The sequence below is a fragment of the Ancylobacter sonchi genome (assembly GCF_018390695.1).
In the GTDB taxonomy this organism is placed as follows: Bacteria; Pseudomonadota; Alphaproteobacteria; order Rhizobiales; family Xanthobacteraceae; genus Ancylobacter; species Ancylobacter sonchi.
In genome coordinates this window covers 179,727-191,935 of record NZ_JAHBGF010000010.1, presented here as the reverse complement: position 1 = coordinate 191,935, position 12,209 = coordinate 179,727, and the positions used below count along the sequence as shown (strand labels likewise).

Annotated in this window: 12 protein-coding genes; all 12 read left to right on the top strand. The window is 64.1% G+C overall.

Going from position 1 to position 12,209, the window contains the following annotated elements:
* Positions 1-37 precede the first annotated feature (37 nt).
* The gene (locus KHC28_RS02365; protein WP_214006724.1) at positions 38-328 is read left to right on the top strand and encodes a hypothetical protein; all 291 of its coding nucleotides are present in this window, start codon (positions 38-40) and stop codon (positions 326-328) included.
* A gap of 484 nt (positions 329-812) precedes the next feature.
* Positions 813-1,928, top strand: a complete 1,116-nt coding sequence (locus tag KHC28_RS02360) for an ABC transporter substrate-binding protein (protein ID WP_214006723.1) — start codon at positions 813-815, stop codon at positions 1,926-1,928.
* Positions 1,929-2,214: 286 nt separating this feature from the next.
* Positions 2,215-3,912 (top strand): ABC transporter permease, encoded by a 1,698-nt coding sequence (locus KHC28_RS02355; protein WP_214006722.1) that lies wholly within the window; start codon positions 2,215-2,217, stop codon positions 3,910-3,912.
* Between the two features lie 11 nt (positions 3,913-3,923).
* Complete coding sequence (locus KHC28_RS02350; RefSeq protein WP_214006721.1) at positions 3,924-5,057, top strand: ABC transporter ATP-binding protein; 1,134 nt, start codon at positions 3,924-3,926, stop codon at positions 5,055-5,057.
* A gap of 25 nt (positions 5,058-5,082) precedes the next feature.
* Positions 5,083-6,336, top strand: coding sequence for an LVIVD repeat-containing protein (locus tag KHC28_RS02345; RefSeq protein ID WP_214006720.1), 1,254 nt, complete (start codon positions 5,083-5,085; stop codon positions 6,334-6,336).
* A 24-nt stretch (positions 6,337-6,360) separates the two neighbouring features.
* Complete coding sequence (locus KHC28_RS02340) at positions 6,361-7,233, top strand: MBL fold metallo-hydrolase (RefSeq protein ID WP_214006719.1); 873 nt, start codon at positions 6,361-6,363, stop codon at positions 7,231-7,233.
* The gene (locus KHC28_RS02335; protein WP_214006718.1) at positions 7,233-7,670 is read left to right on the top strand and encodes a PPC domain-containing DNA-binding protein; all 438 of its coding nucleotides are present in this window, start codon (positions 7,233-7,235) and stop codon (positions 7,668-7,670) included. The genes KHC28_RS02340 and KHC28_RS02335 overlap by 1 nt, the downstream gene beginning before the upstream one ends.
* Positions 7,671-7,931: 261 nt before the next feature.
* Entirely contained in the window at positions 7,932-8,348 is a 417-nt protein-coding gene (mce, locus tag KHC28_RS02330) for a methylmalonyl-CoA epimerase (RefSeq protein ID WP_214006717.1), read from the top strand.
* Positions 8,349-8,434: 86 nt separating this feature from the next.
* A complete protein-coding gene (locus KHC28_RS02325) occupies positions 8,435-9,304 on the top strand; it encodes an enoyl-CoA hydratase-related protein (protein ID WP_214006716.1) in 870 nt (289 codons plus the stop codon).
* Complete coding sequence (locus KHC28_RS02320) at positions 9,301-10,512, top strand: CaiB/BaiF CoA transferase family protein (protein WP_214006715.1); 1,212 nt, start codon at positions 9,301-9,303, stop codon at positions 10,510-10,512. The genes KHC28_RS02325 and KHC28_RS02320 overlap by 4 nt, the downstream gene beginning before the upstream one ends.
* A gap of 1 nt (position 10,513) precedes the next feature.
* A complete protein-coding gene (locus tag KHC28_RS02315) occupies positions 10,514-11,395 on the top strand; it encodes a CoA transferase subunit A (protein WP_214006714.1) in 882 nt (293 codons plus the stop codon).
* Positions 11,392-12,141 (top strand): CoA-transferase subunit beta, encoded by a 750-nt coding sequence (locus KHC28_RS02310; RefSeq protein ID WP_214006713.1) that lies wholly within the window; start codon positions 11,392-11,394, stop codon positions 12,139-12,141. Before KHC28_RS02315 ends, KHC28_RS02310 begins: the two co-directional genes overlap by 4 nt.
* Positions 12,142-12,209 lie beyond the last annotated feature (68 nt).

Genomic DNA, 12,209 nt, shown 5'->3' with positions numbered 1-12,209 from the left:
CCCACCTTGCTGTACCAAGCAGATGAGCGGAAGAACCATGTGCGAGGACTGCGACGACTACGATGACGATGTCCAGGACCCGCATGCCGGCTTCGCCCTGGACGACGTCATGGAGGCCTCCCGCTTCGTCGAGGCCGACCTGCCCGGCACCGCCGTGACGGAGGAGGCCTGGGCGATCTATTTCGGCCGAAAGGGCGGCTGCATAGACACCCGAAGCTTCGAGCGGATGGAGCGCAGCCGCGAGGCCGCCATGGTGTTGCTGAGCACCATGCATCAGCGAACGCCCCGCCGGCCCGAAGCGGCATCGCGGCACCTTGCCGACTCATAAGTCCGGACTTTATGCGGCAGGCGCGCGCCGTTGGGGTTCGCCTCTCGCGGTTTCACAACCTCGAACTCAGGTGAGCCTCCCGCGTCGCAGGCCGTCGTCAGATCGCGCAAACTCGGCATCGAGCAAGACGCCCTTCGCATCAAACTCAATGACGGCATCATGGTGCTCGGCATTCTTTCGGGACGCGGCGGGTGGAGACGACCTTGCGGGAACGTGTTCCTTGGGACGATCCCCGGCCGCCGACACCAATGCGCGCCAGTGTCAGCGAGGACATCCCGGTCGCCCAGGACGGGTCTGGACCTGCGACCGGCAGGCTGCATTGCCGGGCCGATACTCGCCATGGGCGAGTGAAGTATTGTATTTGTAATACCAAATTTATTCGACTTCAATTTCCCGAGAGGGCGCAGAACTTCCAGAATCGACGTGCCATTCTTTGTTTCTTCTTGCAGAATTAATATTGCAATTTGTCCAGACATGAGATTTCATGCAACCGCGCTGGCAGGAACGTCCGGTGCGGGAGTCGCAGGCTCCGATAAATTGGGAGGAAATCATGTCCGTACATAGTTGGGGGCGTGTGGCGGCGTCACTCTGCCTCGGCAGCGCTCTCTTGTTCGCGCCGGGCGCGCGCGCCGAGGTGGGAAGCACCCTCGAGAAAGTCATCGAACTGGCGAAGAAGGAGCCGCCGCTGCAGATCGCCACGCAGTGGGCAGGCCCGATCATCAGTGAAACGAAGAAGGCCTTTCAGGAGAAATACGGCATCGCCGTCGAACATCAGTTCGTCAGCGGCCTCGACGATCGCGAACGCATCCTGAACGAAGCTCTCACCGGGCGCGTCACTGTCGATCTCGTCGCGGTGTCTGGCGACCTTCGCGACAAGTTCGTCAGCGCCGGCGTGCTGCAGAAGGTCGACTGGCTGAAGCTCTTCCCCGCCATCTCGCCCACCATGGTAAATCCGAACGGCTATTACCTGGGAACCGGCATCAACCAGTTCGTCATCGCCTACAACAACAAGCTGGTCTCCGCCGCCGACGCGCCGAAGAACTGGTCCGACTGCATCGACCCCAAATGGAAGGGAAAGGTCGGCGTCTATTCGCGCCCGCTCGCCTTCGTCCAGCTCTACATCAAATGGGGTCCCGAGCGCAGCACGGAGTACCATACGGCGCTGAAGAACAACCAGCCGGTGTGGGTCTCGTCACCGAACAATGTCGCGTCCCTGCTTGCCTCCGGCGAGTACTCGATCGTCTGCGGCATTGGCTACCAGCACCTGAAGACCATTCTCTACAATGATCCCTCGTCGCCGATCTCGATCGTCGTGCCGAAGGAATACCCCTATCAGGTCGGCGAGGCGCTGGCCGTGATGAAGGGCGGCAAGGCGCCGAATTCGGCGATCCTCTTCGCCGGCTTCATGGCAACCGACGGCGCCAAATATTACGACCTCTTCGGACAGAGCAATCCGCTGAAGGAGGGCACCGAAGCCCAGGCCATGGTCTCGAAGGCCGGCGCCGAACCCTTCTGGGCGGGCTGGGAGTCCGACGGCAAGGCGCAAAGCGTGGCCACGCGCGCCGTCGTCACGGTCTGGGGCTTTCCCACCGGCCGTTGACAACGGCCCCTCCCGCGCGGCCGCCGAAAACTCCACCCGCAAGGTGCCGTTCCATCGGCGACCGCCGCCACAGGCATGACCGCCGGATGACTTCGCCTGCTGGGACCGCAACCGGCGCCAGCACAGCGAGGCGGCACCGACGCCGGCGGTTCCTGCCACGGACATGTCGCGATTTCGGCAGTGGCCCCCGATTCACGCCAGTGAGGACAAGATGGTGTCCATCGAAGCTAATCAGACCGTCCTACCCGCCAAGAAATTCGATCTGGTTGGGTGGGTGAGCAGAAACATGCTGCTCATCGTGGTGACTGCGATCATCGCATTCATGGTTGTCGTCCCGGTCGGACGCCTGATCATCTCCAGCCTCCAGGAAGGCCATCCGGCATTTCCGGATGGCTGGACCCTGCAGAACTATAGCTACGCGCTGAGCCAGCCCAACTTCATCGAGACGCTCGGGCGGACCTTCTGGATCGCCGCTGCCGGCACAGCGCTATCGCTCATCTGGGCTGTGGGAATGGCGTTTCTGGTCGAACGCACCGACATGCCGCTGCGCAATCTGGCATGGGCCATCATCATCATTCCGATGGCCATGCCCGGCATTCTGTTCGCCATGGGCTGGGCCCTGCTGCTGTCGCCGAACTCCGGTGCGCTGAACGTTGTCTTGCGCGCAGTGCTCTCTCCGCTGGGCTATACGTCGAATGTCGGGCCGATCAACATCTTCTCGATCAGCGGCCTGATCTTCCTCGACAGCATACGCGGCGTGACGACCATCTTCCTCATGGTGGTCGGCAGCTTTCGCATGATGGACCCGACGCTCGAAGAGGCCGCCATGGTCTCGAAGGCCAGCCGTCTCCAGACATTCATGAAAGTTACGCTGCCGGCACTGATGCCCGCCATTCTCGCGGCCGGCATGTATTCGTTCATCCTGAGCATGGAATCCTTCGAGGCCGCGCTCGCGGTCGGCCTGCCGGGCGGCGTCTTCGTGCTCAGCACGATGATCTATTTCACCACCCGCGTGCAGGCGCCGATCGATTACGGCCTGGCGGCCGTCTACGGCGTGCTGTTCATGCTGCTCATGATCGGGCTGCTCTATGTCTACCGGCGGATGATCCGCCATTCGGAGCGGTACACGACGGTCACCGGCAAGGGATTCCGCCCGCGCGTGATCTCCATCGGGCGCTGGCGCTATGCGGCACTCGGTGCGGTCGGCTTCTACTTCCTCATCTCCACCGCCCTGCCCTTTGCCATCCTGCTTTGGACCAGCCTGCTGCCCAGCTACCGCGCTCCTTCCCTCGAGGCCCTCGGCCTGGTGTCGTTCCAGAACTTCGTCAAGGTGTTCAGCTCTCCGGAACTCACCGAGACCGTGTGGAACACCCTCGTGCTGATGCTGCTCACCGCGACGGCGACGATGGCACTGGCCTTCGTGGTTTCGTGGCTCATCGTCCGCAAGCATGGCAGCGCCGTCGTGACCGGCGCGCTCGACTTCATGGTCTTCATGCCGCTTGCCGTGCCCGGCATCGTCGTGGCGACGGCGCTGATGGTCGCGTTTCTGACCCCGCCACTCAGCTTCAGCGGCATCTACGGCACGATCTGGATCGTCGCCCTCGGCCTGGCCATCTCCTACCTGCCCTTCTGCACCCGGCTGATGAACGGCGCCATCGTGCAGATCCACAAGGAACTGGAGCAGGCCGCCTATGTCAGCGGCGCGACGGTGTTCCAGGCGATGATCCGCATCACCCTGCCCCTGCTGTTTCCCGCCTTCGCGGCCGGCTGGATCTGGGTCGCGGTGCACACCCTGCGGGCCTTCGCGATCCCGCTCATGCTGTCGAGCCGCGACAACAAGGTCTTCGCGGTCTTCCTCTGGGAAAACTGGGAGCAATACGCGCCGAACGCAGCGGCGATGGGCGTCGTCCTGATCATCTTCCTCATTCCGCTTACGCTTCTTCTCCGCCGTTTCATTTCTCAACTTAGCCGCCAACAGGGCTGAGGAGTCAGAACATGGAAGTGAATATCACTGGACTCGGCAAGGACTTCGACTCGTTCGGCGGTCATGTCGCGGCACTCGACAATGTGAACTTCCGTATCGAGCGCGGCGAGTTCTATACCCTGCTCGGCCCGAGCGGCTGCGGAAAGAGCACGACGCTGCGCTGCATCGCCGGCCTGGAAACCCCCGACCGCGGACGCATCACCATCGGCAACATGGTGGTGGCGGATCGCGGCGTGTTCGTGCCGCCCTATCAGCGGCCCATCGGGATGGTGTTCCAGTCCTACGCCATCTGGCCGCACATGACCGTGTTCAACAACGTCGCCTTCCCGCTGAAGCACGGCCACCGCAAGGTGCCTGCCGAGGAGCGCAAGCGCCGCGTCATGGACGTACTCGCCATGATGCAGATGGAGCATCTGGCCGACCGGCCCGCCCCCTATCTCAGCGGCGGCCAGCAGCAGCGCGTGGCGCTGGCACGGGCACTAGTGTCGAGCTCCGAGGTTCTGCTGCTCGACGAGCCGCTGAGCAATCTCGACGCGAAGCTGCGAGAGGATCTGCGCATCGAGATCAAGGAGCTGACGCGCCACCTCGGGATCACCTCGATCTATGTCACGCACGACCAGTTCGAAGCGCTCGCCATGTCGGACCGCATCGCGGTGATGTATGGCGGCAAGATCGTCCAGGAGGCGACGCCGGTCGAACTTTACACCAATCCGGTCAATGACTTCGTGGCGCAGTTCGTCGGCCGGGTGAACCTGTTCGATGCCGCCGTCGTCGAGGGCGCGCGCGAAGGTATCGGGCATGTCGAGACGCCCTACGGGATCTGGCGCTGCGCCATGCCGGCCGGCTTCAGCAAGGGCATGTCGGCCAAGCTCGCCGTTCGCCCCGAAAGCCTCACCGTGGCCGGACCCGAACGCGCGGACGGGGTGAACCTCATCGAGGGCCGGGTCAAGAAGGTCGTCTTCTTTGGCGAGGCCGTCGAGTGCCAGATCCAGGCCGGCCAGCAGACCGTCGTGACGAAGCTCGCGACCGGCATCCCGGTGTCGGTCGGCGATCTGATCCGGCTGCAGTTCCGACCGGAAGCCTGCCGGCTGCTTCCTTCCGCCGGCGCATCCAGCAAGCCGGTGCCGGTCAAGTTGGCGTCGTAAGTCAGTTGCACAGGGATTTTGACGAATGAACAAGCCATACTTCTTGAAGCCCGTGCCCGAGGCCGAAGCGCATAGCGTGCTCACCGGCCCGCGGCCGGAAGAGGCGCGCAATGTGCGCCTCGTCGGACATTCCGATCTCGGCGGCTGGAACGACGCCTTCCAGATCCGCGTGCGCAACGGCATCTGCTACGTGGCCGCCGGCGGTCTCTACGGCTCCTTCGGCCTCACCGTGCTCGATGTCTCCGACCCGACATCGCCCAAGGTCGTCAAGCAGCTCGAACACGCGCCCAGCGCCCGCAGCCACAAGGTGCTGATCGTCGACGACGTGCTGATCATGAACGTCGACAAGAAGCCGGGCGTGGATGACCCCGACGTCAAGGGCGGCCTGGTTCTCTACGACATCAGCAATCCGCGCGATCCGAAGCTGATCCGCCATGTCGAGACGGACGGCAACGGCATCCACCGCCCGGTCTACGACTTCCAGCGCAAGCTGCTCTACAGCGGCGGCTTCAAGGATGGCTGCAATGGCCGCGTGCTGCTGATCCACGACATGAAGGATCCCTCCAACCCGCAGCTGATCGGCGAAGGCTGGGTGCCGGGACAGAACGAGGCGGCGCATGAGGAACCGACCTGGGACCTCGACCTGCTGACGCCGAAGAGCGTCGACCTCCACGAAGCCCAGCCTTACGGGAACTACGTGACCTGTGCCTGGCGGCGCGGCGGCTTCGGCATGATGGATCTCACCGATCCGTCGCGGCCGCGTTTCATGTGGCGGCAGAACCCCTACGAGACGCACAACTGGTCGCCGGCCGCGCACACCTTCCTGGTTCCCGAAGGATCGCCCTTCGGCATCCTGCTCGGCGAGACGCACACGGTGAACTGCGCGCACCCGCCCGCCTTCACCACTTTCCTCGACATGCGCAATTTCGAGCAGCCGATCTCGATCAGCACCTTCAACCCCTACCCGATCGATCCGATCACCATGCGCCCGAAGGACCAGTCCTGGTGCCAGCAGGGCGCGCGCTATGGCGCGCACAATACCTGGCAGTGGATGAAGGCTGATGATCTTCTCTATCTCACCTGGTTCAACGCCGGCCTGCGTATCGTCGACTGGTCGAACCCCTTCGAGCCGAAAGAACTCGGCTATTATATCCCCGCCGGTAATTCCAAGCGTTTCTGCCCGCAGACCAACGAGGTCTTCGTCGATCGCGATACCGGACTGATCTACATCACCGATCGCTGGGGCCTTGGCCTGCATATCCTGGAATATGTGGGCTAGTCGCGGATCACGGGAAACACCGACATGCAGAAACTTGGCAAGAATGTTTATGTCGAGACCGGCTACGACTGGGCCAATGTCTCGGCCGTGGTCACCGACGAGGGCGCGGTGCTGATCGACTGCCCGGTGCGCCCGAGCGACTCGGCGCACTGGCAGGACGTCGTGCGCGGCCTGCACCCGCGCGGGGCGCGCCACCTCATCGCCACCGACTATCATGGCGACCACATCTCCGGCACGTCCTTCATCGAGGGTGTCGGCGACCGGGTGAGTTTCCTCGCGCCGCAGGTCGCCTTCGACGAGATCAGCAAGGGGGGCGACAACGCCTACTCGAAGAAGATGTTCGTCGACACCCTGAACGACCTAAAACTGACCGAAGAGGCCACCCGGCTCGCCGAGACGGCCGTTCCGCTTCCGACCTTCTGCTGGACACGGTCCATGGTGCTGCACGCAGCTCCCCTCACCTTCGAGATCACGCTGATGGGCGGGCACTCGCCCGGCACCTCGGCCATCCTGGTGCCGGAGGAAGGGATCCTGTTCGCCAGCGACGTGGTGAATGCCCGCGGCGGCGGCATGGGCGACGCCCATCTCGGCGACTGGATCCGGGCCCTCGAATGGATCGAGACCCTGGATGTGCACACCATCGTGCCCGGCCACGGCGATGTCTGCGACATGGAGGTGGTGCGCCGGCAGCGCGAGCGGATGGTCACCATAAAGGGCGCGGTCTCCGATCTCGTCGGCAAGGGGCTCTCCCGAGGCGAGGCGATGATCGACCCGAAGCTGGAAAGCGAATTCTTCCACGCCGATACGTCACGCGGGGAGTACTGGCTGAAGCAGCGGCGCGAGACCTTCCAGAAGGGAATCTCGCGGATCTATGACGAGGTGAAGGGAGAAGCCTGATGTACAAGTCCAAAGAACTGAAGCTTGGGCGCGTTTTCGAAGTGCGCTGCGAGCCGGGTGACGACTACTTCACCGAAATCAACAAGTTCGTTCGCGATCACAACATCCGCGCCGGATCGGTGTTCCTGCTGGGAGCACTGTCGGAGACGGAAATGATCTCCGGGTTTCGTACCCAGGGCGGCTACGATGTTACGCGCCATAACTTCTCCGACTGGCGCGAACTCGTCGCCTACGGCAATATTTCATGGCCGGAAAAGCCCCCCGCGGCGCTTGGCGAAGGGGTCGTCTGGGATGAACCGCAGCCCTTCGTGCACATCCACATGGCACTGAGTGGCGGACCGGGGCACAATGACGACGTTCTGGTCGGCCATCTGAGCAATGGAAAAATAAAAGGCGGGCTGATGACCCAGATTTACGAACTGGTTCAGAGCGACTAATATTTACCGATAGGTTTTCCTCGAATTTCCAAACTAGAATCGCGCACGGATCACGGCGGAGCGCCTATACGCTCCATACGTCAGATTCCGTGCGCGATTTTATTTGAATGTATATCGGCATCCGAGCTGGACACTGTCGATACGCAGCAGAACAGCTGCGCGCGCCGTCACCGACAGAAGAAAAATAACCTCCCTCTTCGCATCTATCGTTGCAAATCAAAAAGTCCGGACATATCATTCGACCATGCTCAGGGGGTCGCGATGATTGCGCCACAGAAAATCTCCCACATCGGCATTGCCGTTCCCGATCTCGACGTCGCTGTCCGTACTTTCCAGCAACAGTTCGGCGGCACCGCCAGTGCTCCGCTGGACGTCCCCGCGCAGGGCGTCCGGATGGCCTATCTCTCGCTCGCCGACATGGTGCTGGAACTGCTCGCGCCGCTGTCGGAATCGTCGCCTTTGAACGGATTTCTCAAGAAAAATCCGGCAGGTGGGCTTCACCATATCGCCTTCCGGGTCGCTGACGCGCAGGCCGCGGCCCGCGCCGCCAAGGCGGAAGGGTTGACCATCGCCGGCCCCGGCCAACCCACGCCCGGCCATCATGGCCGGCCGATCTTCTTCCTGCACCCCAAATCCACCTGCGGCACGCTCGTCGAGATCGAAGAAGCTGCCAGCTGATAGCGGGCGCAGATCCACACGAGTCTTTGTCTGTACAAATCAGCGCCCCAAACGCGCAACGATGCCGTGCTAGAAGGACGAAATCCATGACCGCCAACGAAAAGACCTACAAGGAAATCCTGTTCGACGTGAAGGATGGCGTCGCCTGGATCACCATCAATCGTCCCGAAGTGCGCAACGCCTTCCGCGAGCAGACGCTGGACGAACTGATCCAGGCCTTCGCCTCGACGCGCAACGACCCGACCATCGCCTGCGCCGTCGTGCGCGGCGCGGGGACCCAGGCTTTCTCGGCCGGCGGCGATTTCCACGCGATGATGCGGCTCAACCGCGCCAACGGCATGCACTGGAATGACCGCATGCTCGGCCTCGCCATGACCATTCGCGGCCTGCCGATCCCGGTCATCGCCATGGTCCATGGCGCCTGCGTGGGTGGCGGGCATGAGCTCGCGCTCTGGTGCGACATGGTCATCTCGGCCGAGGATGGCGTGTTCGGCCAGACCGGCGCGCGGGTCGGCGCCTGCCCGACGGTCGGCGCCACCCAGTATCTCTCCCGCATCATCGGCGAGCGCCTGGCGCGCGAGATGATCTTCCTGGCGCGGACCTTCACCGCGGCGGAGGCGGTGCAGGTCGGCCTCATCAACAAGGTCGTCCCGAAGGCCGAGCTGGAAGCCGCGACACTCGACTGGTGCGAGCGCATCAAGGCCCATTCCGGCCAGACGCTGCGTTCGACCAAGAAGTCGCTCAATTTCGAATCCGACCAGCTCTATGCCTCCTGGCAGCACGGCATGGAACTGCTCGGCGAAATCTGGGGCAGCGAGGAATCGCTGGAAGGCATGAACGCCTTCCTCGAAAAGCGCAAACCCGACTTCCAGCGCTTCCGCCGAGCCAACAAGGCCCGCGTCGACCGCTATCTCGAGGACCTCGCCGCCGACGCGAACAAGGCGCCGGCGCGATGACGGAGCCGGCGGCCCTGAAGCCGGGAGCGCTGGAGGGATTGCGCGTGCTCGACCTCACGCGCGTGCTCGCCGGCCCGCAATGCGCCATGCTGCTGGGCGACCTCGGCGCGGATGTCATCAAGGTGGAACGTCCGGGCGCGGGAGACGATACCCGCGCCTGGGGGCCGCCCTATCACGGGACCGAGGCGGCCTATTTTCTCTGCACCAACCGCAACAAGCGCGGCATCACCCTCGACCTCAAGGCCCCGGAGGCCCGGGAAATCCTGCGCGACCTGATCCGCCAGTCGGATGTGGTGATCGAGAACTTCAAGGCCGGGACGCTCGAGGCGATGGGGTGCGGCGAGGCGTTCTTCCGCGAGGAGGCGCCGAACACGATCCTGTGCACCATTTCCGGCTACACTGGGAAAGGCCCGCGGGCGAACATGCCCGGCTACGACTTCCTGCTTCAGGCCGAGAGCGGCCTGATGAGCATCACCGGCGAGGTTGGTGGCGACCCGACCAAATTAGGCGTCGCCATCGTCGACATCTGCACCGGGCTCTATGCGGCGATCGCCATCCTCGGCGCGCTTCAGGCTCGCGAGCGAGGCGAAGGCGGGCAGCATGTCGAGGTCTCCCTCTACACCACGGCGATCGCCCTGCTCGCCAACGTCGCCTCCAACGTGCTGGTGTCGGGCAAGGATGCCGGGCGCTACGGCAATGGCCATCCCAATATCGTGCCGTACCGATCCTTCCGCTGCGCCGATGCGGATATCGCGCTCGCCGTCGGCAATGACAGCCAGTTCGCACGGTTCGCGGCGGTGGCGGGACATGCGGAATGGAGCGCCGACGATCGCTTCGCCCGCAATTCGGAACGGGTCCGCAATCGCGCGGCTCTCGATGCGCTGATCGAGAACGTCATGCTCGCACGGTTGGCGGACAGCTGGATCGCCGACCTGCAGGCCGCCGGCATTCCCTGCGGGCGCATCAACAGCGTCGCCGAGGCGCTTGCCGCCGAGCAATCCGTCGCGACGGGAATGGTGCTGGATGTGATGCACAATACTGCCGGCGCGTTCCGTTCCATCGGCATCCCCATGCAGCTGTCGCGAACGCCGGCTCGCCTGCGCAGGCCGCCGCCATCGCTTGGCGAGCACACGGACAGCGTGCTGGCGCAGGTCCTCGGCATGAGCGAGGAGCGTATCGACGCGCTGCGGACCAAGGGAGTGGTCTAAGATGGCGGCGACCACGCTGGCGCAGGCGGTGCGCGATCATGTCGACGACGGGGCCACGGTTTTCGTCGGAGGGTTCGGCCACTGCGTCCCCTTTGCTTCCGGCCATGAGATCATCCGCCAGGGCAAGCGGAACCTCACGCTCACACGTACCGGCGCCGACATCCTGATCGACCAGTTGATCGCCGGTGGCTGCGTTGCCCGGCTCATCGTCGGCTATGTCGGCAATCCCGGCATCGGCCTCGCGCACGCCTTTCGTCGCGCGCTGGAGGCCGGCTCACTGACGCTCGAGGAATGGACGAATTTCACCCTGACCCTGCGGTTCCACGCCGGACGCATCGGCGTGCCGTTCCTGCCGACCCGGGCCTTGCGGGCCGGCGACATGCCGAAGCACATAGCGGATCTCGCCACGCTCACCTGCCCCTATACCGGCGCGCTTCTTACCGCCGTGCCGGGCCTGTGTCCCGATGTGGCGCTCGTCCACGCGCAGCGCGCGGATGAGGACGGCAATGTCCAGCTCTGGGGCATCGATGGCGACACATGCGAGGGCGCGCTCGCCAGCCGCAGGATCATCGCGACGGTCGAGGAAATCGTCCCCGCCGAACGGGTCCGCCGCTCGCCGGAACTCACCGTGCTGCCGGCCCACCGGGTCACGGCACTGTGCGTCGTTCCCGGAGGGGCGCACCCTTCCTATGTCCACGGCTACTACACGCGCGACGATGCCCGCTTCGCCGAATATGACCGGCTGTCGCGCCGGCCGGACGACCTCGACGCCTTTCTCGCCGCGCATGTCCACGGCGTGGCGGACCGGGAGGCCTATCTTGGCAAATTGCCGATCTCCGATCTGAGTTGGCCCGTGCATCATGGCCCCGGAGGTCGCCAATGACCGCCGACATCGAGAGCCGCAATCTTGCCCTCGCCGCCTCACTCGAATTGAGCGACGACGAGACCTGCTTTGTCGGCATCGGTCTTCCCTCGCTGGCGGCGATGCTGGCGAAACGCACACATGCCCCGAGGGCGCATCTCATCTTTGAGTCGGGAGCCATCGGCGCCGATCCTCGGGTGCCGCCGCTTTCCACCGGCAGCCCGTGCATCGCCGAGAACGCGGCGATGCTGGGCGACTGCCTCGACGTCTTCGGCGAACTTCAGGCTGGCCGCATCGATCTCGGCCTGCTCTCGGCGGCGCAGGTGGACCGGTTCGGCAATCTCAACAGCACGGTCATAGGAGATTACGAAGCGCCTCGCCTGCGCCTCGTCGGCAGCGGTGGAGCGCACGATATTGCGAGCCTCGCCAACCGCTTCGTCATCCTGATGCCGCACGAGCCCCGCCGCCTCGTGCCCAAGGTGGATTTCGTCACCAGCCCGGGCCATCTGCTGGTCGGAGACGAGCGCGCCGCCGCGGGCCTGCGCGGCGGCCCCTCGGCGCTGATTACCGGGCGCGGACGTTTCTCGTTCCGGTGCGGCGAGATGGCACTCGTGGAGGTCTTCGCCCCGTTCTCCGTGGACGAGGCGCTGGAAGGATTGACCTGGCCGGTGCCCGTCGACGAGGCCGTCATGCGGCGATCCGGCTTTGCGCCGGCAGCCATCGACGCCTATGCGCGCCTCGAACGCCTGCCGGCCGGCACCGGATAGCCGGCCGCGCCTCTTCACACCCAACTTTGTATGGACATATTGAACAGTTCTCGGTATTATAAAGCTTT